The sequence below is a fragment of the Luteimonas sp. J29 genome, assembly GCF_000472505.1.
Taxonomy (GTDB): Bacteria; Pseudomonadota; Gammaproteobacteria; order Xanthomonadales; family Xanthomonadaceae; genus Luteimonas.
The window spans coordinates 81,278-106,708 of record NZ_AWZR01000004.1; the positions used below are offsets into that span (position 1 = coordinate 81,278).

Genomic DNA, 25,431 nt, shown 5'->3' on the forward strand with positions numbered 1-25,431 from the left:
GCGGCCCCGCGACATGCTACTTGCGCGTGGCGCGGGCGAAGGCCTCTGCCAGCGCGTTGTTGGCCGGCGGCGCGCCCGGGCGTGCCGGGCCGCCGGGGCGCCCGCCGCGCTGGCCGCCGTCGCCACGCCCGCCGCGCCCGCCGCGCCGCGGTTCGTCGCGCGCTTCACGTCGCGCGGGCGCATCGTCCAGGCGCCGGGTGAGGGCAATGCGCCTGCGCGCGACGTCCACTTCCAGCACCTTCACCTTGACGATGTCGCCGGCCTTCACCACTTCGCGCGGATCCTTCACGAAGCGGTCGGACAGTGCGGAGATGTGGATCAGCCCGTCCTGGTGCACGCCGATGTCGACGAAGGCGCCGAACGCGGCGACGTTGCTCACCACGCCCTCCAGGATCATGCCTTCGCGCAGGTCCTTGATGTCTTCGACGCCCTCGGCGAACTGCGCCGCACGGAACTCCGGGCGCGGGTCGCGGCCGGGTTTCTCCAGCTCCTTGAGGATGTCGCGCACCGTCGGTTCGCCGAAGCGCTCGTCGGTGAAACGCGACGGCTCGAGCGTGCGCACGAAGGCAGCGTCGCCGACCAGCGCCTGGATCGGACGACCGGTGGCCTGGACGATGCGTTCGACCACCGGATAGGCCTCGGGATGCACGGCGGAGGCGTCGAGCGGCTCGTCGCCGTCGGCGATGCGCAGGAAGCCGGCGCACTGCTCGAAGGTCTTCTCGCCCAGGCGCGGCACCTGCAGCAGTTCGCGGCGGCTGCGGAACGGACCGTTGGCGTCGCGGTGGGCGACGATGTTCCCGGCGACCGTCGGCGACAGGCCCGACACGCGCGCCAGCAGCGCGCTCGAGGCGGTGTTGACGAACACGCCGACCGCGTTCACGCAGTCCTCGACCCTGGCGTCGAGCGCGCGCGCGAGCTTGTACTGGTCGACATCGTGCTGGTACTGGCCGACGCCGATCGCCTTGGGTTCGATCTTCACCAGTTCGGCCAGCGGGTCCTGCAGCCGGCGCGCGATCGAGACCGCGCCGCGCAGCGACACGTCGAGGCCGGGGAACTCCCTGGCCGCGAGCTCCGAGGCCGAGTACACCGAGGCGCCGGCCTCGCTCACCACCACCTTCTGCAGCTGGAGTTCGGGATGGCGCCGGATCAGGTCGGCGGCGAGGCGATCGGTCTCGCGGCTCGCGGTGCCGTTGCCGATCGCGACCAGCTCCACCGCGTGCGCGCGGCACAGCGCGGCGAGGGTGGCGATCGAGGCGTCCCACTGCCGGCGCGGCTCGTGCGGATAGATGGTGTCGGTGGCGACGAGCTTCCCGGTGGCGTCGACCACGGCGACCTTCACCCCGGTGCGCAGGCCGGGATCCAGGCCCAGCACTGGGCGCGGGCCCGCGGGCGCGGCCAGCAGCAGGTCCTTGAGGTTGTGGCCGAACACCGCGATCGCCTCGGCCTCGGCCTGCTCGCGCGCACGCGCGACGAGGTCGATCGACAGGTGCAGGTGCAGCTTCGCCTTCCATGCCAGCCGGCAGGCGCTGCGCAGCCAGGCGTCGGCCGGGCGCCCCGCGTCGCGGATGCCGGCATGCAGGGCGATGCGCCCCTCGGCGTACTGGTGCCCGGCCTCGGCGTCCTCGCCCGGCTCCAGGTCGAGGGTGAGGAATTCCTCGCGCCGGCCGCGCAGCAGCGCGAGCATGCGGTGCGAGGGGATCTTCGCCAGCGGTTCGGCATGGTCGAAGTAGTCGCGGAATTTCTCGCCGGCCTGTTCCTTGCCCTCGACCACCCTGGCGCGGATCCGACCGTTGCTCCACAGCCATTCGCGCAGCTCGCCGATCAGCGCCGCATCCTCGCCCCAGCGCTCGATCAGGATCGCGCGCGCGCCTTCCAGCGCGGCCTTCGCGTCGGCCACGCCCCTGTCGGCGTCGACGAAGCCGGCGGCGAACTCCTCCGGCACCAGGGTCGGGTCCTGCAGCAGGCCATCGGCCAGCGGCTCGAGCCCCGCCTCGCGCGCGATCTGGGCGCGGGTGCGGCGTTTGGGCCTGTACGGGAGATAGAGGTCCTCCAGCCGCGACTTGCTGTCGGCGGCCTCGATGTCGGCGCGCAGTGCGTCGGTCAGCTTGCCCTGCTCGTCGATGCTGGCCAGGATCGCGGCGCGGCGCTCCTCCAGTTCGCGCAGGTAGGCCAGGCGCACCTCCAGGTTGCGCAGCTGGGTGTCGTCCAGGCCGCCGGTGGCTTCCTTGCGGTAGCGTGCGATGAACGGCACCGTGGCGCCTTCATCCAGCAACGCCACTGCGGCTTCCACCTGCTGCGTCTGCGCGCCGATCTCGCCGGCGATGGTCTGGGCGATCCTGCGCGCGAGCGCAGGTGTGGTGTCGGTCATGGACGGCGGTCCGGTAGCGATGGCTCGGACCTGGATTGTGGCAACCGCCCCCGCGCGATGTAAGCGCTTGACAAGCAGGCCGCGTCGCGGCACGGGGCGGACGCGGGGCGCGGCGTCAGTGGAACAGCCGCTGCATGGTGCGGCCCAGCCAGCCGGCATGCGCCGGCGACCGGGTGATCGCGTTGAGATGGCGCTTGACCGTCTCCGAATAGGCCTTGTCGTCGCCACGGATGTGGTTGAACAGCCAGCGCGATAGCATCGCGCGCAGTTCGTCGAGGATGTCCTCGCCGGCCTCGAAGCGCAGCCGGTAGTCCTGCACGCGCCGGGCGAACACCTCGTGCACGCGCCGGTGCGCGGCGCTGAACGGGTAGCCGGCCTGTTCCATCAGCGACTCCTCGAACGCGAAATGCGAGAGCGTGTAGTCCACCAGCTCGTCGAGGACTTCCATGGTCGTCGCCTGCACGCCGGCACGGCGCGCGGCCTCGAGCTGGTTGATCATGTCGACGATGCGACGGTGCTGGCCGTCGATCACGTCGATGCCGGTTTCGAGGTCTTCCTGCCAGGCCAACATCGTTGCCACCGTGTCTGCGTCGTTGCGGGTTGGCGGCAGCCTGCGCGCGGCGCGCGCGGCCGGCATTGATCCGGCGCATTGACGTGCCCGGCGAGGCCCGGGGCCTGGCTCAGTCGCCCCGGCGCCGACGCCAGGGCAGCGGCAGGTTGAACAGCACCAGCGCCAGCCACGCCAGCCGGCTGCTGGCGGTTTCGCGGTCCGGCGCGACGGGCGTCGCCGGGCGGGCCTCGTCGTCGATGGCGTACTCGCCGGCGTCCATCGCCCGCAGCACCTCCCGCGCCCGCGCGGCCTGCGCGGCCGGCACGCGCAGCTTGACCCCGCCGATGGCCAGGCGCCATTCCCAGTTCGCCAGCGCGACCTGTCCGTCGCCCACGTGCGCCTCGATCCCCTCGGCCTCGAGCAGGCCGCGGGCGATCCACGCCTGGATCGGGTCCACGTAGCGGGCGACGATGGTGAGCATGCGCGCGGGTGATTCGGGCTGGCCCACAGGCTACGCTAGTGCGACGACCGGTGCCGGGCCCCGAAGGGCCTGCATTCGCGCCGTCGCCAGGTCCCGACGAGGTATCCCCATGTGCAAGCGCGCGCTTTCCGTGTCCCTGGTCGCCCTCGCGCTGGCGCTGGCCGGTTGTGGCGGCTCCGGCGGCGACGTCCCGCAGGCGGCCGCGACCGTCGACGTGTCCGAGCCCAGCCGGGTCGAGGAATGGGTGCTGCCGCCGACGCTGCCCGGGTCGGCGTCGCCGAGCCTGTCGGTCACGCCCGACGGCCGCCTGCTGCTGGGCTGGATCAACTCGCAGAAGGGCCGCCGCCACGTCTTCCAGTTCAGCAGCTACGCGCCCGACTGGGGCCGCTGGATGCACCAGATGACCACGGTGGCGATCGGCCACAGCATGTTCGTCAACTGGGCCGACGTGCCGCACCTGCTGGCCACGCCCGACGGCGCGCTGTGGGCGCACTGGCTGCAGAAGAGCGGCGATGCGCCCTACGCCTACGACGTGGTCCTGAGCCGTTCGCGCGACGGCGGCGCCAACTGGGCCGCGCCGGTCCTGGTCCACGACGACCGCACCCGCACCGAACACGGCTTCGTGTCGATGTGGGCGCAGGGCGACGGCGCGCTGGGCATCGCCTGGCTCGACGGCCGCCACACCGCCGGCGGCGGCCACGACGGCGGCCACGCCGGCGCGATGAGCCTGCGCGCGGCGGTGTTCGACGCCAACCTCGAGCGCGCCGGCGAGGCCGAGATCGACGCACGCGTGTGCGACTGCTGCCAGACCGCGGTGGCGATGACCGCCAGGGGTCCGCTGCTGGTGTACCGCGGCCGTGGCGAGGACGAGGTGCGCGATATCCACGCCACGCGCCTGGAGGATGGAACCTGGCGTACTCCGGCGCCGGTGCACGCGGACGGGTGGGTGATGCCGGCCTGTCCGGTCAACGGCCCGGACGTGGCCGCGCTCGGCGAGACCGCGGTGGTGGCCTGGTACACCGAGGCCGGCGGCAGCCCGGAAGTGCGCGCGGCCGCCAGCCGCGATGCCGGCGACAGCTTCGGCGCACCGGTCGCGATCGATGCCGGCGCGGCGGTGCTGGGCCGGGTCGCGGTGGCGATCGACGCGACGCAGGCCTGGATCCTGTGGCAGCGCGAGGAGGCCGGCGCGCAGTCGCTCTGGCTGTCGCGGCGCAGCCACGACCTCGCGGTCGAACACGAACGCATCGAGATCGCCCGCCCGCAGGGCGAGGGCCGCGCCACCGGCTTCCCGCAGCTGGCGGTGGCCGGCGGCGCGGCGTGGGTCGTGTGGACCGACGTCGCAGGCGGCACGCCGAACCTCAGGGGCGTGCGCGTCGCGCGCGGCCGATGAGCGTGGCGCCGGAGCCGGTGGCGGAGGGCGCGGCCGCCACGGTCGCGGTGCTGCACGAGGACGCCCATCTGGCGGTGGTCGACAAGCCCGCCGGCCTGATGGCGCACGCGAGCGCGCTGGCGCGCGGCGAGCACGACTTCCTCGCCGACCGCCTGCGCCTGCAGTTCGGCCGCACAGTGCACCTGGTGCATCGACTGGACCGCGCCACCAGCGGCTGCCTGCTGCTGGCCTTCGACCGCGACATGGCATCGGCGCTGGGCAAGGCGGTGATGGCGGGAGGCGTGGAGAAGCAATACCTCGCGGTGTGCCGCGGCTGGCCGGAGGAACGCTTCAGCATCGACCATCCGCTCGACGGCGGGCCGGGCAAGCCGCTGAAGAAGCCGGCGCTGACCCGTTTCGAGCGGCTGGCCACCTGCGAGCTGGACCTGCCGTCGGCGAATTTCCCGACCTCGCGCTACGCGCTGCTGCGGGCGAGACCGGTGACCGGGCGCTTCCGCCAGATCCGTCGCCACCTCAAGCATGCCTCGCACCATCTGGTCGGCGACACCAGCCACGGCGACGGACGCCACAACCGGCATTTCCGCATGCTCGGCATCCACCGCATGCTGCTGCACGCCTGGCGCCTGGGGTTCGTGCACCCGGCGACCGGCGCACGGATGCAGGTCGAGGCGCCGCCGGACGCGGCGTTCATGCGGGCCGTGGCGCTGTTCCCGGGCGCGGCCGAGGCGATCGCCGCCGCGCCGTGGGATCCGGTTCCTGCATGATTGTCCGCCGGGAACTCCGGTCCGGCAGCCGGAGCAGCGGCGCGAGCGGCACGATCTGTGCGACATTGTCGGCCCCGGCCCCGCAGGCCGCCGGGTCGCAAGGTCCGTGCAGGCGCCGGGCCGCCGCCGGCACGTCCATGCACATCCGCATTCCCGAACACGAAATCGTCGAGCGCTTCGTCCGCGCCAGCGGCGCCGGCGGCCAGAACGTGAACAAGGTGGCGACCGCGGTCGAACTGCGCTTCGACGTCGCCCGCTCGCCCTCGCTGCCCGAGGCCGTGCGCGAGCGCCTGCTGGCGCGGCGCGACCGGCGCATGACCGACGCCGGGGTGCTGGTGATCCAGGCCCAGCGCTTCCGCACCCAGGAGCGCAACCGGCAGGACGCGCGCGAGCGCCTGCAGGCCTTCGTGGAATCGGGCCTGCGCGCGCCGAAGCCGCGCGTCGCCACCCGGCCCACGCGCGCGTCGAAGGAACGGCGGCTCGGCGAGAAGCGGCAGCGTAGTACGATCAAGCAATCGCGCAGCCGGCGCGAGTGGGACTGACGCCGCACGCCGGCCGCGACGCAGGAGACGCATGGGCAACAGCTACGAGGTGGTGCCGCCGCTGCCGGCCAGCGCGCCGCGGGTTCCCCCCAACCGCTTCACCCGCTGGCTCGGCCGCACGGTCCTGCGCCTGGGCGGGTGGCGCCTGGTCGGCGAATTCCCCGACCTGCCGAAGATGGTGATCATCGCCGCGCCGCACTCCTCCAACTGGGACGGCATCTGGGGCTTCGCCGCCAAGCTCGCGCTCGGCCTGGAGATCCGGGTGCTGGGCAAGGCGCAGCTGTTCCGTTGGCCGCTCGGCCCGCTGATGCGGCGCCTGGGCGTGATCCCGATCGACCGCAGCGCGCCGCAGGGCACGGTCGGTCAGGCGGCGGCCCTGATCCGCGCCAGCGACCGCATCTGGTACGCGCTCGCGCCGGAAGGCACGCGCAGGCGCGTCGAACGCTGGAAAACCGGTTTCTGGAAGATCGCGCACGAGGCCGGCGTGCCGATCCTGCCCGCGTACTTCCACTATCCCGAGCGGGTGATCGGCCTCGGGCCGCTGTTCCGCACCGGCGACGACATGGAGGCCGACCTCGCCGCGCTGCGCGAGTGGTACCGGCCGTGGCAGGGCAGGAACCGCGGTACGGTGTGAACCGGCCGCGCGTCGTGCGGATCGCCGACGGGGGCGCGGCAGCGCGTGGAACCCGCCGGGCACGCCCGGGGAACGACAGGAGGGATGCAATGACGACAACGCGCGCGACCCGGATGCTCCTGGCGCTGCTGTGGCTGCTTGCGGCGCTGCCTGCGTTCGCGGCCGACCCGCCCGCGCGTGGCGCGCCGCTGCTCGTGATCCACGGCGGCGCCGGCGTCGAGCCGGGCGACGTCGACGCGCAGGAGGAAGCCGAGGCGCGCGCCGCGCTGGCCGAGGCGCTGCGCGCCGGCCACGCCGAACTGGCGGCCGGCCGCCCGGCGCTCGACGCGGTGACCGCCGCGATCCGCGTGCTCGAGGACGCGCCGATGTTCAACGCCGGCCGCGGCGCGGTGTTCACCCACGACGGGCGCAACGAACTCGATACTTCGATCATGGACGGCGCCACCGGCCGCGCCGGCGCGGCCGCGGGCCTGCGCCGGGTGCGCAACCCGATCGAGCTGGCGCGCGCGGTGATGGAACGCTCGCGCCACGTGATGATGATCGGCGAGGGCGCCGAGCAGTTCGCCGCCGAACAGGGCCTGGCCCTGGTCGAGCCGGAATACTTCCGCACCGAGCGCCGCTGGCAGCAGCTGCAGCGCGCGCTGCGCGACGAGAGCCAGCCGCACGCGCTGGACTCGACCGCGCCGGCCAAGGCCTACTTCGGCACCGTGGGCGCGGTGGCGCTGGACGCACAGGGACACCTTGCCGCCGGTACCTCGACCGGTGGCATGACCAACAAGCGCTACGGCCGCGTCGGCGACGCGCCGATCATCGGCGCGGGCACCTGGGCCGACGGACGCTGCGCGGTCTCGGCCACCGGCTGGGGCGAGTTCTACATCCGCACCGCGGCCGCGCACGAGATCTGCGCGCGGGTGCGCCTGTCCGGCGACGCGATCGAGAAGGCGGCCGACGACGTGGTCAACGGCCTGATCCCGGCCGCGGGCGGCAACGGCGGCGCGATCGTGCTCGGCGCCGACGGCGCGGTCGCCTTCCCGTTCAACACCGGCGGCATGTACCGCGGCTGGATCGGCGCGGATGGTGAGCCGCACGTGGCGATCTGGCGCGACGAGGAACTCCCCGCGCCCTGAAATGCCGGCGCGATCCGTTGCGCCCGGCCCGCTGCGGCGCTAAGGTCGGCCCGGAGCGCGTCGCGCAAGCGGCGCCGACAGGGAGGTCGGCATGGAGCAGCAACCGGGCGCGGGGCGATCGCGCGGGGCACGGGCGCCGGGCGGTCCGGCCATGGCGGCGATGATCGCCGCCGCGTTGGCGACCACGGGGTGCCAGGGCATGGCGAAGACGCCTGGGCGGGAACCGGCGGAAGACGCGGTACGCATCGACAACACGGTGGCCGACTGGCCGCTGAAGTTCGTGCAGCACAGCTTCGGGGCGTTCTGCTATTCGACGTACGGTTGCCGGGTCGTCTACAACGGGTTCGATCATACGAATGATCCCGACGACGAGCTGCAGCGGTCGTCGGCGTCGTTGGGTGACCGGTATCCGGACAACCTCTACGGCAGTTACCTTGGCGTAAGCAACTTTCCTCCTCCTGCACGGGTGAGCTGGCGGTCGAGCGACGGCATGTCGCACGAAGCCGAGGTGGATATCGGCGAGATATTCCGCGACCGCTTGATTCTGCACAACGTGGCGCGCGAAGACGTCAGGCAGGGAGTGTCCATCTTGGATCCAGCCATCCTGCTAGAGGTGAACGACCGCACCATCAACGTATACATGCGGGCCCGCGTGCCCACAAGGACGGCGCGGGAGCAGGGGCTGCCCACTGGCAATTTCCGGGAAGACCTGGTGCTGGCCTGGACGCGCACCTACTGATCCGGTTCGACAGGGAGGTCGAGCATGGGAGGACAACGCCATCCGGACGGCGTCGAGACGGTGCCGGTGACCCCCGAGCAGCTCACGGCGTTCGACCGGGCGCGAGAGATGCTCGCCCAGTCTGTGGCCCCGATCCTGGTGCGGGAAGACTCCGGGACCGACCGCATGTTCCTGGCGGCATTCGACGGCACCGGCAACAGCATGAAGAAGGACGCGCCGGCGAACCATACGAACGTGGCGCTGATCTACCAGCAGGTGCTCCACCGCAACAGGGATGGCGTTGGGCACATCCGCGCAGGCTACGTCGAAGGCGTGGGTACGCAAGGAGGCCTCTCTGGATTGCGTGACCTCGCATCGGGGCGGACGTACCAGGCGCGGCTGGAGGACATGTACCTCCAGTTCATCGTACAGGCGAAGAACTGGATGGACGCGAACCCACAGGCGGACATCCGCGTCTGCGCGATCGGATTCAGTCGCGGCGCAGAGCAGGCGGTCGGGTTCACCCGAATGGTGGAGGGCCGGGGAATACAGGATCCAGATGGAGCAAGGGTCTCCCGGGACCGCGACGGGATGATCCAGCGAATCGAGTTCACGGCTCCTCCTCTCCGCGAGCCGGGAAGTGTCGTACAGGCCATCGGGTTGTTCGATCCAGTGGGTACGGGCGTGCCGCGCCAGCATGATCGGCGGCCGCCCCCGTCGGTCGTATCAGGCCTCCAGCTGACCGCACTCCACGAGCGACGCAATCTGTTCCAGGGGACGCAGGTGGCTGATCCCGGCATCACCATGGACGGGCGCTTTACGAACCTGGCGTTGCCCGGCGCGCACAGCGACGTCGGCGGAGGCTACCTCCAGCACGGCCTGTCGGTGCGCAGCGGCAACCTCATGATCGACTACCTCAACGCGCTCAGCGACCGGCCGTTCCTGGCGAAGCGCCCGGAACCCGACGATCCGGCCCTCAACGTCATCCATCGCTCCGAGCAGCACCAGGTGTTCTACCGCACGTCCAGGTACGATGGGCGCGGCGGCCGCGTGCACCAGGAGGAGCTGGCGCCACCGCCGCTGTGCGCGATCGACTGCCGCGATGCCGAGCCACGCAACGAAGCGATGGCGGCGGCCCTGGAATGGCGACGCGTGCCGATCGGCCCGGTGCCGGGAGCGCCCGCGCAGGCCGCGGCGACGACCGTTGGCCCGGAAAGGCTGCCGGGGCTCGACCGGCTGCTGGCGGCCGCCCTCCGGGACGACGCGGCAGCGGTACGCCGGTTCTCGCTCGACTTGCTCGATGGCCCGGCCGGACAGGCCTGGCTGGCCGAGGGCGAAGCCGGGCTGCGGGGACGCGGCTGGCTCCAGGAGGACGCCACGCAACGGATGCCGGCGGTGCTGGAGCCGCAGCGCTGACGCGGGTGCGCCCGCCGCGGCCGTCGCGCGCTCAGCGCTCCGAATGCCCGCTGTCGTAGTAGTCGCGGCGCACGAACAGGTCGGGCTGGATCAGGTCCATGAACGCGCGCGCCTGGGGCGAGGGCAGGCGGCCCTTGCGCATGATCACGCCGTAGCTGCGTGGCGGGAAATACCGCTCCAGCGGCCGGGTGACGATGCGGCCGCGGTCGGCTTCGGTCAGGCAGATCGAGGACAGGATGCTGATCCCCATGCCCATCGCCACGTACTGCTTGATCACCTCCCAGCCGCCGACCTCGAGCGAGACCTGGTAGGGCACGCGGTTCTGCTGGAACACCAGGTCGACCAGGCGCCAGGTGATCTGGCGCTTGGGCGGCAGGATCAGGCCGTACTGGCCGATGTCGGCCAGCTCCAGGTCGGGCTTGTCGGCCAGCGGGTGCCCCGGCGGCATCACCAGGTGCTGCTTGAACCGGTACAGCGGCTCGTAGACCAGGTCGGCCGGCACTTCGTGCATCGAGCCCACCACCAGGTCCACCGCGTCGCTGCGCAGCAGGTCGGTGCCGTCGGCGCTGACGGTGTTGTGCAGGCTCAGGCGCACGTCGCCATGGCGTTCGCGGAAGCGCTCCACGATCGGCGGCAGCAGGTACAGGATCGTGGAGCTGTTGGCGGCGATGTTGAGTTCGCCCGCGTCCAGCCCCTTGAGCTGGTTGCGGAAGGCGGTCGGCAGCCCGTCGATCCCGTCCACCAGCGGGCGCGCCAGCTCGTACAGCACCTCCCCGGCCCGGGTCGGCACCAGCCGCCGCCCGCTGCGCTCGAACAGCTTGTGGCCCAGCTCCCGCTCCAGCGCCTGAAGCTGGAGGGTGATCGCAGGCTGGCTCAGGTACAGGGCCTCGGCCGCGCGCGAGACCGACCCCAGGCGGGTGGTCTGGCAGAAGGCGCGCAGCGGCTTGAGCCGGTCGGCCTTGTAGGCGAAGCGCGAGGGCGAGTTCGGTCGCGGTTCAGGGCCCGATTTCGACCGGGAAGGCATTGATCCGTCAGCAGTATTTGGAAAACTAATGAATTACATTGAAAAAACTGTCTTGTCAAATACTCGGCTCGGGAGGACGTTGGCGCTGCAACGCAACATCCACTGGAGCCCGCCATGTCCGCCGTCCTGAAGCCGTCCCCGGCCACGTCCCCGATCCGCCTGCCCGATCCCCCGGGCGTGGCCGATCTCCTCGACGACCGCGCCCAGGCCTTCCTCGCCGGCCTCCACGAGCGCTTCGAGCCCGCCCGCCAGGCGCTGCTGGCCCGTCGCCGCCAGCGCCAGGCCGAGTTCGACGCCGGCGCGCTGCCGGACTTCCGCGCCGACACCCGGGCGATCCGCGAAGGCGACTGGACCGTGGCCCCGATCCCGGCCGCGCTGCGCGACCGCCGGGTCGAGATCACCGGCCCGGTCGACCCGAAGATGGTCATCAACGCCCTGAACTCGGGCGCCAGCTGCTACATGGCCGATTTCGAGGACTCGACCGCGCCGACCTGGGACAACCTGGTCGCCGGCCAGCGCGCGCTGCGCGGGGCGGTCGCGGGGACCCTGACCTTCGAGTCGGGCGGCAAGCGCTACGAGCTGCGTCCGGAGGACGAGCGCGCGGTGCTGATCGTGCGCCCGCGCGGCTGGCACCTGGACGAGAAGCACGTCCTGGTCGACGGCCAGCGCATCTCGGCCTCGCTGTTCGACCTGGGCCTGTTCGCCTGGCACAACGCGACCGCGCTGGCGGCGAAGGACCGCGGCCCGTACTTCTACATCCCCAAGCTGCAGTCGATGGAGGAGGCCGCGCTGTGGAACGGCGTGCTCGCCCACATCGAGCGCGAGCTTGGCCTGCCCGAGGGGCAGATGAAGGTCACGGTCCTGATCGAGACCCTGCCGGCGGTGTTCGAGATGGACGAGATCCTGCACGCGCTGCGCGAGCGGATCGTCGGCCTGAACTGCGGTCGCTGGGACTACATCTTCTCCTACATCAAGACCCTGCGCGCGCACCGCAACCGGGTGCTGCCCGAGCGCTCGCAGGTCACGATGACCCAGCCGTTCCTGCGCGCCTACTCCGAACTGCTGATCCAGACCTGCCACCGCCGCGGCGCGCACGCGATGGGCGGCATGGCCGCGCAGATCCCGATCAACAACGATGCCGAGGCCAACGAGCAGGCGCTGGCGCGGGTGCGCGCCGACAAGCTGCGCGAGGTCACCGCCGGCCACGACGGCACCTGGGTCGCGCACCCGGCGCTGATCCCGGTGGCGCGCCAGGTGTTCGACGAGCGCATGCCGACCCCGAACCAGCACCACGTCGGCCGCGAGGAGGTGATCGTCACCCGCGACGACCTGCTCGCGCCCTCGCTGGGCACGATCAGCCGCGCCGGGTTCGAGAACAACGTCGAGGTGTGCGTGCGCTACCTGGCGGCCTGGTTGGACGGCAACGGCTGCGTCCCGATCCACTGGCTGATGGAGGACGCGGCCACCGCCGAGATCGCCCGCGCCCAGCTGTGGCAGTGGCTGCACGCCGCCGACGGCGGCCGCTGCCCGCTGCACCTGGACGACGGCACCGTGATCGACGAAGCGCTGTTCGACCGCGTGCTGCTGGGGCTGCCGTCGCGCCTGGCCGGGCATCCGATGCCGGGCGCGGCACGCATCCCCGAGGCGATCGCGATGCTCGAGGAACTCACCCTGCGCGACACGCTCGAGGAGTTCCTCACCCTGCCGGCGTACGAGCGCCTCTGACGCCCCGCTTCCCGCACCCGTCCACCCGCATCCATGCACACGGGCCGCGCACGGCGCCGGCCCCCGGAGAACGCACATGAACAACGAACGCACCCGACAGATCGACGCCCTGCAGCAGCAGTGGAAGAACGACCCGCGCTGGACCGGGATCGAGCGCCCGTACTCGGCCGCCGACGTGGTCCGCCTGCGCGGCAGCCTGCAGCCCGAGCACACCCTGGCCCGCCGCGGCGCCGAGAAGCTGTGGAAGCTGGTCAACGGCGAGGCGAAGAAGGGCTACGTCAACGCCTTCGGCGCGATCAGCGGCGGCCAGGCGATGCAGCAGGCCAAGGCCGGGCTGGAAGCGGTGTACCTGTCGGGCTGGCAGGTCGCCGCCGACGGCAACACCTCCGAGACCATGTATCCCGACCAGTCGCTGTACGCCTACGACTCGGTGCCGACGATGGTCCGCCGGATCAACAACACCTTCCAGCGCGCCGACGAGATCCAGTGGAAGAACATCTGCGACGGCAAGATGAAGGAAGAGGACGCGATCGACTTCTTCCTGCCGATCGTGGCCGACGGCGAAGCCGGCTTCGGCGGCGTGCTCAACGCCTACGAACTGATGAAGAACATGATCATCGCCGGCGCCGCGGCGGTGCACTTCGAGGACCAGCTGGCGGCGGTGAAGAAGTGCGGCCACATGGGCGGCAAGGTGCTGGTGCCGACCCAGGAGGCGATCCAGAAGCTGGTGGCCGCGCGCCTGGCCGCCGACGTGCTGGGCGTGCCGACCATCGTGCTGGCGCGCACCGACGCCGAGGCCGCGAACCTGCTGACCTCGGACTTCGACGCCAACGATCGCCCGTTCGTCACCGGCGAGCGCACCAGCGAGGGCTTCTACAAGGTCCGCAATGGCCTGGAGCAGGCGATCAGCCGCGGCGTGGCCTACGCGCCCTACGCCGACCTGGTGTGGTGCGAGACCGGCACCCCGGACCTGGGCTTCGCCCGCGAGTTCGCCCAGGCCGTGCACGCCAGGCAGCCGGGCAAGCTGCTGGCCTACAACTGCTCGCCGAGCTTCAACTGGAAGAAGAACCTCGACGACGCCACCATCGCCCGCTTCCAGGACGAGCTGGCGGCGCTGGGTTACCGCTTCCAGTTCATCACCCTGGCGGGCATCCACATCAACTGGTTCAACACCTTCCGCTTCGCCTACGACTACGCGCGCGGCCAGGGCATGAAGCACTACGTGGAGCAGGTGCAGGAGCCGGAGTTCGCCGCGCGCGAGAAGGGCTACACCTTCGTCTCGCACCAGCAGGAAGTGGGCGCCGGCTACTTCGACGACGTGACCACCGTGATCCAGGGCGGCGCCTCGAGCGTGACCGCGCTGACCGGCTCGACCGAGGAAGCGCAGTTCGACGCGGCCGCCTGACGGCCCGGGAGGGGGAAGGGGACCTGGCGCCTCCCCGCCGGTCGGGGCGGGGAGGCGCCGGGGCACCCGGCCCTGCATGGCTGCAGCAGGCACCACCCCGGTCCTCCGTGCGGAGCGCGGAGGCGGCGGGCAGGGCGGCGCGGCGCGCGGTGGCGCCGGGCCGGCCCGACGCCGCAACCGGGAGAGAGGCGCCTTCCGCCGCATCGCGCGGAGGGCCGGGGTGGGCGCCTTACTGCCGTCGTCCGCGCCAGGCTCCGGCGCGCGATGTCGCGCGCATCGGGCCGAGGGGATAAGGTGGGCCCCACCATTGGACCAGGGGCCCCTTGCGTGCGCAGGATCCACAGTTTCGTCGCGGCCGTCGCGCTGGCCGCGTGCGTCGCCGGCACCACTGCTGCCGCCGACCGCATCACCGGCAAGCCGTTCGCCACCCGCAGCGAGGTCCACGCGCCGCACGCGATGGCGGCCACCTCGCACCCGCTCGCCACCCAGGTCGCGCTGGACGTGATGAAGGCCGGCGGCAGCGCGGTCGATGCCGCGATCGCGGCCAACGCCGCGCTCGGGCTGATGGAGCCCACCGGCAACGGCATCGGCGGCGACCTGTTCGCGATCGTGTGGGACCCGAAGACGCGCCGCCTGTACGGCTACAACGGCTCGGGCCGCTCGCCGCGTTCGCTGACCCTGGAGGAGTTCCGGCGCCGCGGGCTGGAGGAGGTGCCGTCGCACGGGCCGCTGCCGGTCACCGTGCCCGGAACGGTCGACGCCTGGTTCGCCCTGCACGGCCGCTTCGGCCGCCTGCCGATGGCGCGCAACCTGGAGCCGGCGATCCGCTACGCGCGCGAGGGCCACCCCGTGCACGAGGTGATCGCCTACTACTGGGAGCGCTCGGTGCCGCGGCTGTCGAAGTGGCCGGGCTTCAGCGAGCAGTTCACCATCGACGGCCGCGCCCCGCGCACCGGCGAGACCTGGCGCAACCCGAACCTCGCCGACACCCTGCAGAAGATCGCCGACGGCGGCCGCGACGCGTTCTACAACGGCGAGATCGCGCGCACCATCGACGCCTATTTCAAGGCCAACGACGGCTTCCTGTCCTACGAGGACCTGGCCGCGCACGCGGGCGAATGGGTCGAACCGGTGTCGACCCGCTACCGCGGCTACGACGTGTGGGAACTGCCGCCCAACGGGCAGGGCATCGCCGCGCTGCAGATTCTCAACCTGCTCGAACCCTACGACCTCAAGTCCTACGGCTTCGGCAGCCCCGAGCACGTGCACCTGTTCGTCGAGGCCAAGAAGCTGGCCTTCGCCGACCGCGCGGCGAGCTACGCCGATCCGGACTTCCACCGCATTCCGGTCGAGCGCCTGGTCTCGAAGGAGTACGCGCGCGAGCGCGGCCGGCTGATCTCCATGGACCGGGCGATGCCGGCGGCCGAGCCGGGCGTGATCCCGCAGCTCAACGAGGGCGACACCATCTACCTCACCACCGCCGACGCAGACGGCATGATGGTGTCGCTGATCCAGTCCAACTACCGCGGCATGGGCAGCGGCATGGCGCCGCCGGGGCTGGGCTTCATCCTCCAGGACCGCGGCGAGCAGTTCGTGCTGAAGGAAGGCCATCCCAACAGCTACGCGCCGGGCAAGCGCCCGTTCCACACCATCATCCCGGCGTTCGTGACCAGGGACGGCGAGCCGTGGCTGAGCTTCGGCGTGATGGGTGGCGCGATGCAGCCGCAGGGCCACGTGCAGATCCTGCTCAACCTGATCGACTTCGGCATGAACCTGCAGGAGGCCGGTGACGCGCCGCGCATCCAGCACGACGGCTCCACCGAGCCGGCGGGGCAGGCCACGCCGATGGCCGACGGCGGGCGGGTCGAACTGGAGACCGGCTTCCCGTACGAAACCGTGCGCGAACTGATGCGCAAGGGCCACAGCGTGCGCTTCGCCGACGGCCCCTACGGCGGCTACCAGGCGATCATGCGCAACCCGCACGGCGGCTGGACCGGCGCCAGCGAATCGCGCAAGGACGGGCAGGCGGCGGGCTACTGAGGCACGCGCGCGGGTCAGTCCGCCGGCACGGTACGGTCCCGCGCCCAGGCGCGCAGCGCCTGCACCTGCTCGCGCATCACCACCGACAGCGGGCGGGTGGCGCGGATCTCCTCCAGCAGCAGGCCGGTATCGACCGTGCGCCCGCCGGCCAGCGCCGCGTACATCGCCGAGACGATGGCCTGCTCGATCTCGGCGCCGGAGAAGCCCTCGGTGGCCGCCGCCAGCGCGGCCTGGTCGAAGCGTTCGGCCGGGAGCTGGCGCCGGCGCAGGTGCAGCTCGAACACGTGGGCGCGGGTGTCGGCGTCGGGCAGGTCGACGAAGAAGATCTCGTCGAAGCGGCCCTTGCGCAGCAGTTCGGCCGGCAGTTCGTGGACCTGGTTGGCGGTGGCGACCAGGAACACCGGCGCCTTGCGTTCGGCCATCCAGGTCAGCAGGTAGCCGAGCACGCGCCTCGACACGCCGCCGTCGCCGTCGGCGCCGCTGGCGGCCAGGCCCTTCTCGATCTCGTCGATCCACAGCACGCACGGCGCAAGCCGCTCGGTCGATTCCAGCGCCTGGCGCAGGTTGGCCTCGGTCTCGCCGTGGTACTTGGCGTAGAGGGTGCCGAAGTCCAGCCGCACCAGCGGCACGCCGAAGCCGCCGGCCACCGCCTTGGCCAGCAGCGACTTGCCGCAGCCCTGCACGCCCAGCAGCAGGATGCCGCGCGGCGGGTCCAGGCCCGGCGGCGGCTCGCCGTCGCCGGTGAACACGCGCCGGCGCAGGTCGATCCAGCGCTTGAGCCGGCGCGCCCCGGCCACGTCGGCGAAGCGCGCGGTGTCGTACTCGTAGTGCAGGTGGCCGCTCTTGTTGAGCAGTTCGAACTTCAGCCGGGTCAGCTCGGGCAGGTCTCCGGGGCCGAGCACTCCGTCGTCGTGGACCAGGTGGCGCACGATGCGGCGCGCGTCCATCGCGTCCAGGCCCTGCAGGTTGCGCACGATCCGGCGCACCACGGCGTCGTCGGCGACCACCCGCGCGCCCTGGTTCTCGCGCTGGAAGGCGGCGATTTCCTCGCGCACGATCCTGAGCAGGGCGTTGCCGTCGGGCAGGCGCAGGCGCAGGCGCGCGGCCCTGGCCTCGAGCTCGCCGGGCAGCTCCACCCGGTGCCCGACCAGGACGATGGTGTGCGGCAGGCAGCCGCGCCGCTGCAGGATCTCGCGCAGCTGGCGCTGGGTGGCGGCGTAGCCCAGGTAGGGGTGGAAATCGAGCAGCAGGTACACGCCGCGCTGGTCGGCGTCGCGGATCGCGGCCAGGGTGGTGCCGGCGTCGGGCGGGGCCTGGGCCGGGTCCTCCCGGTCGAGGTCGAGCCGGCGCAGGCCCTCGGTGATCGACCAGCGGTAGAGCGCCCGCCAGATCCGGGTCAGCGACTGCCGGAACAGCTCCACCACGCGCATCTCGTCGGGGGTCTCGACCACGATCAGCGGGGTGTCGGCGCGGATCAGCGCCACGAGGTCCTGCAGGTCACTCATCGACGAGGAGCGGGTCGGGATGGGAAGGCGGCCTGCGACGATAGCAGGCGCGGACCGCCCATGGCGCCCGCCGTCGTTGCCGCGCTTCCGGGACGCCGCGTAAAGATCCCGTAAAGACCGGACCCCGCGTGCGTCCCGCGTTTCGCCCCCGTCACGCGGCCGGTGTACGCTCGCGGCTCGTTCCCATGGCGGAGGCAGTGGATGAAGACTGTGCTGGTGGCCAGTTCCAAGGGGGGTGTGGGCAAGACGACGATCGCGACCCACCTGGCGGCGGAGTCCGCCCTCGCGGGCCGCAAGACCGTCCTGGTCGATGCCGATCCACAGGGGTCGTCCACGCGTTGGGCCGAACGCCGTTCCACCATGGACAGCGCGGTGCTGCCGATCGACGGCGCCAGCCGCCATCGCAGCGCCTGGCGCTCGATCCCGGAGGACACCGAACGGGTGGTGGTCGACGCCCCCGCCGGCGCCCACCCCGACAGCCTCGAGGTGTACCTGGAGCACGCCGACGCGCTGGTCCTGCCGGTGCTGCCCTCGGCGCTGGACATCGACGCCACCGTGCCCTTCCTCAACGCCCTGGCCAGGCACCCGCGCGTGCGCAGCGGCGCGCTGCGCGTGGGCATGGTCGGCAACCGCCTGCGCCCGTGGACCAACGCCTCGCAGCAGGCCATGGACATGCTGCGGCAGTGGCCCTACCCGCTGGTGGCCGAACTGCGCGACAGCCAGGCCTACGTGATGCTGGTCGGCTTCGGCAAGAGCCTGTTCGACTACCACTCGGCCCAGGTGCGCGAGCACCAGGCGGACTGGCAGCCGCTGCTCAAGTGGCTGCGCAAGGCCTGAACGGACGGAAGCACCGATGCGCGAACTGATCCTGCTGCGGCACGCCCATGCCGAACCGCCCCGGCCGGGGCAGGCCGACCTGGATCGTCCGCTCTCGGCCGAAGGCCTGGCCGAGGCCGCGGCGGTGGCGCGCTGGCTGCAGGAGAAGTCCCTGGTCCCCGACCGGGTGCTGTGCTCGCCGGCGCGCCGCACCCGCGAGACCCTCGACGCGGTGATGGAGGTGGTCGGCTGCCTCGACAAGCAGCTCGAGCCGTCCATCTACGAAGCCATGCCCGGCACCCTGGCCGGGCTGCTCGACGCCCACCGCGACGCCGGGCGCGTGCTCCTGGTCGGCCACAACCCGGGACTGGAGCGGCTGGTCGCGCTGCTGCACAGCGGGCAGTCGGGCGACTACCGCGGCATGCCGCCGGGCGCGGTGGCGGTGCTGTCGCTGCCCGACGACGCCGCGCTCGAGCCGGGCGTCGCCACCCTCACCGCGTTCTGGTGGCCGTGATGGCCGGGCTGGCGACATGGCAGCCGCGCCGGTCGTGGTGGCTGGTGCTGCTGTGCATGGGCTCGCTGGCGCCGGCCGTGGCGGGCACGCCCGAGCCGCCGGCGACGACCGAGATCGACACCGCGCGCTCGCGGATCGGCTTCACCCTCAGGACCCGCTGGGGCCAGGAGCTCGAGGGCCGTTTCCCGCAGTGGCGCGGGGTGATCGAACAGGTGACGCCGCAGCGGCGCCGGGTGCGACTGCAGCTGCCGACCAGCGAGGTCGAGATCCTCGAGCATCCCCAGTACTCCAGGATCACCCGCGGCAAGGGGTTCTTCGACGCCGAGCACCATCCCTGGGTGGAGTTCGTGTCCGATCCCTACGACGACGCGCTGCTGCGCGAGGGCGGCCTGCTCGGTGGCCAGCTGACCATCCGCGGCGTGCGCCGGCGCGAGGTGTTCAGCGTCGAACCGTCCGCCTGCGAACGCCCGACCATCGAATGCGACGTGGTGGCCACCGGCGTGGTCTACCGCAGCGACTACGCGATGGACCGCTGGGCCTTCGCCCTCGCCGACCGGGTGGTGTTCGCCCTGCACCTGCGCACCCGTCCTTCCGGGGCGCCATGACCGCAGCGGTGCGTGCCCTGCTGGCGCTGCTGGTCCTGGCCTGCGGCGGTTGCACCAGCCTGTCGGCCCTCGAACGCGATCGCGCCGCGGCCATCGCGCACCAGGCGCGCTCGGAACGGGTCAGCGCCTGCGACGCCGTCGCCGCCTGCGACCGGGCCTCGCCGCTGCGGGAGCTGGGCGAGCGCGCGCTGGCCGAGAGCGCGCCCGGCCAGCCGCGCCACTACGCGCTGCTGCTGGACTACGGCCAGGACGCACTGGTCTCGCGCCTGGACCTGATCCGCGGCGCGCGCCACAGCATCGACCTGCAGACCTACATCTTCGACGAGGACGACGCCGGCCACCTCGTGCTCGACGAGCTCATGGCCGCGGTGCGCCGCGGCGTGCGGGTGCGGGTGCTGGTGGACCAGCTCTCGGCGTTGCGCCAGGTCGAGACCCTGGCCGCGCTGGCGTCGTCGCACGTCAATTTCGAGCTGCGCATCTACAACCCGGTGCTCGACCGCGCCCGGATCACCTATCCGATGTACGCCTGGGCCGCGGCCTGCTGCTGGCGCCGGCTCAACCAGCGCATGCACAGCAAGCTGCTGGTGGTCGACGGCCTGGTCGCCGTGACCGGCGGCCGCAACTACCAGGACGACTATTACGACTGGAACCCCGAGTACAACTTCCGCGACCGCGACGTGCTGGTGAGCGGCCCGGTGGTCGCGGAGATGGCGGCCAACTTCGAGGCGTTCTGGAACGCGCGCCTGAGCGTGCCGGTGGAGCGGCTCACCGACGTCGGCCGCTACCTGCTGCGCAACGGCGCGCCCCCGCTGCCGGAATGGCCGTACGCCGACCCCGGCCGGGTGGAGGCGGTGTCGCGCGCCGCCGACGATCCGGACCTGGTGCGCGAGCGCCTGGCGGACGAGGCGATCCCGGTGGGCGAGGTGCTGTTCATCGCCGACCAGCCGCAGAAGCACCGCCGCGACCCCGAGGTCGCCGCCAGCGCGGTGCACGCCTCGCCGCGGCTGATGGGGCTGATCGAGTCGGCGCGCGAGGAGGTGCTGCTGCAGACCCCCTACCTGGTGCTGTCGGACCAGGCCCAGGACATGTTCCGCCGCCTGCGCCAGCGCGAGCCGCGGCCGCGGGTGGTGGTCTCGACCAACAGCCTCGCCGCGACCGACTCCTTCATCACCTACGCGCTGTCCTACAAGTACAAGCGCCGCTACCTGCGCGACTTCGGCTTCGAGATCCACGAGTTCAAGCCGTTCCCGGAGGACGCGCCGATCGACCTGGACGCCACCGGCGCGGTCGCGATCTCCTGGAACGAGGACGGCAGCGTCGAGATCGGTCCGCCGCGCAAGCCCGCCGCCGCGGTGCCGCGGCGCGACGACGACGGCGCGCGCCGCGAGCCCCCGCTCAGCCGCGAGTACGCCGCGCTGCGCTACGCCGGCGTGGGCGTGCACCAGCGCGTGCCGCTCAAGCGCGCCGGCGTGCGCTTCGGCCTGCACGCCAAGTCGATGGTGGTCGACAACCGCGTGGGCGTGGTCGGTACCCACAACTTCGACCCGCGCGGCGACACCTACAACACCGAGAGCGCGGTGGTGATCGAGGACGAGGCGTTCGCGCGCGCGCTCGCCGCGAGCATCCGCCGCGACACCGCGCCGGCCAACGCATGGGTGATCGCGCGCCGCGACAAGCCGCGTGTACTTTCCGGTCTCGAGTACTCGCTGGCCAAGGTGTCCGAGCACCTGCCGGTGTTCGACCTGTGGCCGATGCGCTACGCCACCAGCTACGAGTTCCGGCCGGGCCCGGAATGCCCCGCGCCGCTGCCGCCGTTCGACCCCGGATTCCGCGCCTGCCACGAGCCGGTTGGCGACTTCCCCGAGGTCAACATCGGTTTCCGCACCCTGCTGACCCGGATCTTCACCGCCTTCGGGGCCGGCCTGGCGCCCATCCTCTAGCGCCGCGGCCGCCCGTCCCCCGGCGCCGCCGGATGCCTGCCGGGCCCGTCGCCGACCGGAGCCCCTGCCATCGGTCATGCCTGGCGGCTGCGACGATCCGGGCACTTTCCCCATCCAGATCAACAGGTTCCGGCCGAACACCCCGGCTCCGGACGGAGTCGTGACTTCCGGCCCATGCCGGGACCGATGTGGTGTATTAGTCTACCAACACACCAAGACACAGACCCCACGAGGCAACGCCATGTACGCCAGCTCCCACACCCCCGTCCGCCAGTCCAGCCTTCCGCGCACCCTGCGCCCCCTGCCCGTGCGCGAGCGCCGCGAGCGCGACTTCGGCGTCGGCTACGGCAACAGCAGCGGCTATGCCAGCGGCCGTCGCTATGCGCCCGCCGGTGCGCCGCGCTTCCGCGTCACCTGAAACCACGTCGCGGCCGGTGGCCGTCCCCGCGGCGCCGGCCGCGCCCGCGCATTGACGCACTCGGCGCACCGGCCCTAGGCTGCACGTCCTTTTCCATCTCCGGTGCTCCCCATGTCGCTTTCGCTGACGATCGAACTCAACGACCAGGACCTGGCGCATTTCAAGAGCGCGCTGGAGGCCGCCCACAAGGCAGCGGGCGACCGCAGCCCGGATGAGATCGTCTCGGCCGCGGCCGCCCTGCTCGAAAATGCGCAGAAGGTGCGCCTGCCGGACTTCATCCGCGAGCGCCTCGAGCGCCTGGACGACATGATCGCGATGGTCCGCGACGAAGGCTGGCACCTCGACGACGAGGATCGTCGGCACGTCCTGTCCGCGCTGGTGTACTTCGCCGACCCGAAGGACGTGATCCCGGACCACGTCGAGGTGCTGGGCTTCCTCGACGACGCGATCATGGTGGAACTGTGCGTGCGCGAGCTGCGCCACGAGCTCGAGGCCTACGACGAGTTCTGTGAGTACCGCGAGCGCGAGGCGCGCAAGCGCGGCGTGGAGCCCTCCGCGGTCGGCCGCACCGAGTGGCTGGACGCCCGCCGCGACGAGCTGGTCGAGCGCATGCACAGCCGGCGCCAGCGCGAGGGCGGCGGCTTCGGCATCGGCTACGGCGACAGCAGCGGCTACGGCCGTCCCGGCTACACCCGCGCCTGGCGCCCGAGCCTGTTCCGCTTCCGCTGACCCCGCGGGCGCGGCCGATGTTCCGGCCCGAGGTCACGGTCGATCTGCTCAACGCGATGGCGCGCGGCACCGCGATGGAGCCGCTCGGCATCGTGTTCACCGAGATCGGGCCGGACTACCTGCGCGGCACCATGCCCGTGGACGCGCGCACCCACCAGCCGCACGGCCTGCTGCACGGCGGGGCCTCGGTCCTGCTGGCCGAGACCCTGGGCAGCACCGCCGGCGGCATGTGCGTGCCCGAGGATCGCCGGGTGGTGGGCATCGAGATCAACGCCAACCACCTGCGCGGCGTGCGCAGCGGCACGGTGACCGGCACCGCGCGCCCGCTGCACGTCGGGCGCAGCACCCAGGTCTGGGAGATCCGGATCGAGGACGAGGCCGCCCGCCTCGTCTGCATCTCGCGCCTGACCCTGGCGGTGGTCGCGGATCCCTGACTCGCCTCAGTGCGCGCGGCGCGGCGGCGACAGCCGCGCCGGCGGGGTCATCCCGTACTTCGCCAGGTGCGCGATGAAGCGCGGGTCGTCGTAGTAGCGGTCGAGGCAGGGAAACCCAAGGAACGGCCGGTAGGACCGGGTCGTCTCGGCCTCCTCCAGCGTCGCGTGCAGACGCGCCGTGTCGCCGAGGCAGGCGTGGACGGCAGCGATGTTCGCCAGACACAGGTCGTAGCCGTTGCATTCCTCCCGCATCGTCGCGAGCGCGCGGTCGGTGGCCGCGCGCTCGCCGGCGGTGGCGGCGGCCAGGGCCAGCGCATAGCGCCGGGAATCCGCCTCGGGCTCGGCTTCGGCGGCGGCAAGGGCGGCATCGGCGTCTCCCCGCAGCGCCGCCACCTCGGCCAGGGCGGCATGCAGGCCCATGGCCGCGGGGCGCCGGGCGAGGAAGTTCCGCGCCACCTGCTCGGCCTCGTCCAGGTGGCCGAGCATGGACAGGGCACTCGCCAGCATGATCGCCGCGGTCGACTGGTTGGGATCGGCGTCGAGGCCGCGGCGGGCGTATTCGAGCGCCGCCGCGGTGTTTCCGTGGGCCAGCTGCTGCTCGGCCATGGTGGCCAGGATCGCGGGATGCCCGGGTTGGGCGGCCAGCGCCTCCTCGAGCACCCGCCAGCCGGCCTCCAGGCCCCGCGCGCCGACCACCGCATGGGCCAGGAAGGTCTTCCAGGCTTCGCGCCCCGGATCCACCTCGAGCGCGCGCCGGATGTGGGACTCGGCCAGGTCGTACTGCCCGGTGGTGTAGTACAGCCATCCGAGTCCGACCAGCGCGTTGGGGTGGTCCGGGGCGATCCCGAGCGCCTCGCGCAACGTCTCCCCGGCCATGTCGCGCTGGCCGTTCCACTGGTAGAGGTCGGCGAGGGTGACCCTGAGGTTGACGTTGAGCGGATCCAGCTCGACTGCGCGCCGCGACAGCGGGATCGCCTCTTCCTCCCGGCCCAGCTCGCCCAGCTTCATCGCGACGTTGTGGAGGGTGCGGGGATCGTTGGGCGCCAGGTCCAGCGCCCGGCGGTACGCGGCCAGCGCCCGCTCGTGTTCGCCCAGGGCGGCATGCACGAACCCCTGCGCGAGGTGGCTGCCGTGGAAGTCGGGCGCCAGCGCCATCACCCGGTGCGCCACGTCGCGCAGCTCGTCCACGGTCGACTGGCGTTCGGCGCCGCTGCGGAAGCGGGCCAGGTTGGCCAGCACGCCGGCCAGCTCGGCGTAGGCCATGGCGTAGTCCGGCTCCAGCCGGATCGCCTCCCGGTACAGCCGGGCGGCCTCCGGGAAGTCGTCGATGATCAGGGCCTGGTACTTGGCGCGCCCGCGCAGCAGCGCCTCGTAGGCGGCCATGTTCCCGTTCGGGGGGCGCTCGTGGTCCACCCGGTCGCGCGTGCCCAGCTGCAGTTCGAGCGCGCGCGCCACCGCCTGGGCGATGTCGGCCTGCACCGCGAACACGTCCTGCAGCCGGCGGTTGTAGCTCTCCGACCAGAGGCTGGTGCCGTCGTCCGGGCGCACGAGGTCGACCACGATCCGCAGCTGGTCGCCGTGGCGGCGCACCGTCCCCTCCAGCAGGTGCGCCACGCCCAGGCGTTCGGCGATCTCCCGCCGCGGCAGCCTGCTGTCCTTGAACTCGAACGCGGAGGTGCGGGCGATCACGCGCAGGCCGTCGATGCGCGACAGCCGCGAGATCATCTCTTCGGTCAGGCCGTCGGCGAAGTAGCCGTCGTCGTCGCCTCCTGCATTGGAGAGCGGCAGCACCGCGATCGAACGGGGGTCGTCCGGCCCGGCTTCCACCGCCGCGTCGTGGCCGGGCATGAGCCGGTCGGTGAGCAGCAGCACGACCGCGAGGGCGAGCACGGCGATGATCCAGTAGTCGAGCTTGCGCCCGGTCTGCCGGGCGATGGACTCGCCTTCCGGCACGTCGCGCTCGCGCTTGAAGCCTTCGGGCGTGAACTCGTAGAGCCAGGCGAAGGCGACCCAGAACGGGAAGCCGAGTGCCGCCGCGATGAGGAAGGCGCGGGGTGCCCAGTCGGGCAGGCCGATCGCGGGCGCGAGTTCCGAGATCCCCTGGGCCAGGGCCCAGGTGGCGCCGAGGTACAGCAGCATGGCCCGCCACACGTTGCGGCGGCGCATCTCGCGCAGCAGCCCCTTCATGCGACGCTCCCCGACCGCGTTCCGGTGCCCTCCGGACGGGATTGAAGCACCATTCTCCGCGCCACGCACGCCATGCGTTGGCGGCCGCGGGCCGGCCCG

23 protein-coding genes are annotated in these 25,431 nt (G+C 72.1%); 17 read left to right on the plus strand and 6 right to left on the minus strand.

Annotated features, from left to right (window positions below):
- Nucleotides 1-16 precede the first annotated feature (16 nt).
- The 3 genes from LUTJ29_RS0107365 to LUTJ29_RS18040 form a co-directional block, all read right to left on the minus strand.
- Complete coding sequence (locus LUTJ29_RS0107365) at nt 17-2,368, minus strand: Tex family protein (protein ID WP_027071966.1); 2,352 nt, start codon at nt 2,366-2,368, stop codon at nt 17-19.
- A gap of 115 nt (nt 2,369-2,483) precedes the next feature.
- On the minus strand, nt 2,484-2,939 hold the full coding sequence (locus tag LUTJ29_RS0107370) for a bacteriohemerythrin (protein WP_043740933.1): 456 nt from the start codon (nt 2,937-2,939) through the stop codon (nt 2,484-2,486).
- A 109-nt stretch (nt 2,940-3,048) separates the two neighbouring features.
- Nucleotides 3,049-3,399, minus strand: a complete 351-nt coding sequence (locus tag LUTJ29_RS18040) for a DUF2007 domain-containing protein (protein WP_051322811.1) — start codon at nt 3,397-3,399, stop codon at nt 3,049-3,051.
- A 130-nt stretch (nt 3,400-3,529) separates the two neighbouring features.
- On the opposite strand from LUTJ29_RS18040, the gene LUTJ29_RS0107380 reads away from it, so the two are divergent.
- From LUTJ29_RS0107380 to LUTJ29_RS19130, 7 genes are all read left to right on the plus strand, one after another.
- Complete coding sequence (locus tag LUTJ29_RS0107380) at nt 3,530-4,789, plus strand: sialidase family protein (protein ID WP_232221172.1); 1,260 nt, start codon at nt 3,530-3,532, stop codon at nt 4,787-4,789.
- Nucleotides 4,786-5,553 carry a pseudouridine synthase gene (locus tag LUTJ29_RS16615; RefSeq protein WP_051322812.1) on the plus strand — a complete coding sequence of 256 codons (768 nt, stop codon included), beginning with the start codon at nt 4,786-4,788 and terminating at the stop codon, nt 5,551-5,553. The genes LUTJ29_RS0107380 and LUTJ29_RS16615 overlap by 4 nt, the downstream gene beginning before the upstream one ends.
- Nucleotides 5,554-5,690: 137 nt before the next feature.
- Nucleotides 5,691-6,095, plus strand: coding sequence for an alternative ribosome rescue aminoacyl-tRNA hydrolase ArfB (arfB, locus tag LUTJ29_RS0107390; RefSeq protein WP_027071969.1), 405 nt, complete (start codon nt 5,691-5,693; stop codon nt 6,093-6,095).
- A 31-nt stretch (nt 6,096-6,126) separates the two neighbouring features.
- On the plus strand, nt 6,127-6,729 hold the full coding sequence (locus LUTJ29_RS0107395) for a lysophospholipid acyltransferase family protein (protein ID WP_027071970.1): 603 nt from the start codon (nt 6,127-6,129) through the stop codon (nt 6,727-6,729).
- Nucleotides 6,730-6,818: 89 nt separating this feature from the next.
- Nucleotides 6,819-7,856, plus strand: a complete 1,038-nt coding sequence (locus LUTJ29_RS0107400; RefSeq protein ID WP_027071971.1) for an isoaspartyl peptidase/L-asparaginase — start codon at nt 6,819-6,821, stop codon at nt 7,854-7,856.
- 91 nt (nt 7,857-7,947) lie between these two features.
- A complete protein-coding gene (locus LUTJ29_RS0107405; protein ID WP_144774531.1) occupies nt 7,948-8,595 on the plus strand; it encodes a hypothetical protein in 648 nt (215 codons plus the stop codon).
- Nucleotides 8,596-8,619: 24 nt separating this feature from the next.
- Nucleotides 8,620-9,990, plus strand: a complete 1,371-nt coding sequence (locus LUTJ29_RS19130) for a DUF2235 domain-containing protein (RefSeq protein WP_084524762.1) — start codon at nt 8,620-8,622, stop codon at nt 9,988-9,990.
- A 31-nt stretch (nt 9,991-10,021) separates the two neighbouring features.
- Here LUTJ29_RS19130 and LUTJ29_RS0107415 read toward each other — a convergent pair whose 3' ends face one another.
- Nucleotides 10,022-11,014, minus strand: a complete 993-nt coding sequence (locus tag LUTJ29_RS0107415; RefSeq protein WP_027071973.1) for a LysR family transcriptional regulator — start codon at nt 11,012-11,014, stop codon at nt 10,022-10,024.
- A 114-nt stretch (nt 11,015-11,128) separates the two neighbouring features.
- On the opposite strand from LUTJ29_RS0107415, the gene aceB reads away from it, so the two are divergent.
- The 3 genes from aceB (at nt 11,129) to ggt (ending at nt 16,184) form a co-directional block, all read left to right on the plus strand.
- On the plus strand, nt 11,129-12,739 hold the full coding sequence (gene aceB, locus LUTJ29_RS16625) for a malate synthase A (RefSeq protein WP_051322815.1): 1,611 nt from the start codon (nt 11,129-11,131) through the stop codon (nt 12,737-12,739).
- Between the two features lie 76 nt (nt 12,740-12,815).
- Complete coding sequence (aceA, locus tag LUTJ29_RS0107425) at nt 12,816-14,144, plus strand: isocitrate lyase (RefSeq protein ID WP_027071974.1); 1,329 nt, start codon at nt 12,816-12,818, stop codon at nt 14,142-14,144.
- Nucleotides 14,145-14,480: 336 nt separating this feature from the next.
- Entirely contained in the window at nt 14,481-16,184 is a 1,704-nt protein-coding gene (gene ggt / locus LUTJ29_RS0107430; RefSeq protein WP_232221187.1) for a gamma-glutamyltransferase, read from the plus strand.
- A gap of 14 nt (nt 16,185-16,198) precedes the next feature.
- Here the strand turns inward: ggt and LUTJ29_RS0107435 are convergent, their stop codons facing one another.
- Nucleotides 16,199-17,689: an AAA family ATPase gene (locus tag LUTJ29_RS0107435; RefSeq protein ID WP_027071976.1), complete on the minus strand. Its 1,491-nt coding sequence runs from the start codon at nt 17,687-17,689 to the stop codon at nt 16,199-16,201.
- Nucleotides 17,690-17,890: 201 nt separating this feature from the next.
- Here LUTJ29_RS0107435 and LUTJ29_RS0107440 point away from each other — a divergent pair, with 201 nt between their 5' ends.
- From LUTJ29_RS0107440 to LUTJ29_RS0107470, 7 genes are all read left to right on the plus strand, one after another.
- On the plus strand, nt 17,891-18,526 hold the full coding sequence (locus LUTJ29_RS0107440; protein ID WP_027071977.1) for a ParA family protein: 636 nt from the start codon (nt 17,891-17,893) through the stop codon (nt 18,524-18,526).
- Between the two features lie 16 nt (nt 18,527-18,542).
- The gene (locus tag LUTJ29_RS0107445) at nt 18,543-19,019 is read left to right on the plus strand and encodes a histidine phosphatase family protein (protein ID WP_027071978.1); all 477 of its coding nucleotides are present in this window, start codon (nt 18,543-18,545) and stop codon (nt 19,017-19,019) included.
- Nucleotides 19,019-19,624, plus strand: coding sequence for a YceI family protein (locus LUTJ29_RS0107450; RefSeq protein ID WP_043740940.1), 606 nt, complete (start codon nt 19,019-19,021; stop codon nt 19,622-19,624). The genes LUTJ29_RS0107445 and LUTJ29_RS0107450 overlap by 1 nt, the downstream gene beginning before the upstream one ends.
- The gene (locus tag LUTJ29_RS0107455) at nt 19,621-21,564 is read left to right on the plus strand and encodes a phospholipase D family protein (RefSeq protein WP_027071980.1); all 1,944 of its coding nucleotides are present in this window, start codon (nt 19,621-19,623) and stop codon (nt 21,562-21,564) included. The genes LUTJ29_RS0107450 and LUTJ29_RS0107455 overlap by 4 nt, the downstream gene beginning before the upstream one ends.
- A 241-nt stretch (nt 21,565-21,805) precedes the next feature.
- On the plus strand, nt 21,806-21,982 hold the full coding sequence (locus LUTJ29_RS18625; RefSeq protein WP_156911551.1) for a hypothetical protein: 177 nt from the start codon (nt 21,806-21,808) through the stop codon (nt 21,980-21,982).
- A gap of 111 nt (nt 21,983-22,093) precedes the next feature.
- A complete protein-coding gene (locus LUTJ29_RS16630; protein ID WP_051322816.1) occupies nt 22,094-22,711 on the plus strand; it encodes a YkvA family protein in 618 nt (205 codons plus the stop codon).
- 17 nt (nt 22,712-22,728) lie between these two features.
- A complete protein-coding gene (locus LUTJ29_RS0107470; RefSeq protein ID WP_027071981.1) occupies nt 22,729-23,145 on the plus strand; it encodes a hotdog fold thioesterase in 417 nt (138 codons plus the stop codon).
- 6 nt (nt 23,146-23,151) lie between these two features.
- On the opposite strand, the gene LUTJ29_RS0107475 is transcribed toward LUTJ29_RS0107470, so the two are convergent.
- Nucleotides 23,152-25,332 carry a tetratricopeptide repeat protein gene (locus LUTJ29_RS0107475; protein WP_027071982.1) on the minus strand — a complete coding sequence of 727 codons (2,181 nt, stop codon included), beginning with the start codon at nt 25,330-25,332 and terminating at the stop codon, nt 23,152-23,154.
- Nucleotides 25,333-25,431: the final 99 nt, after the last annotated feature.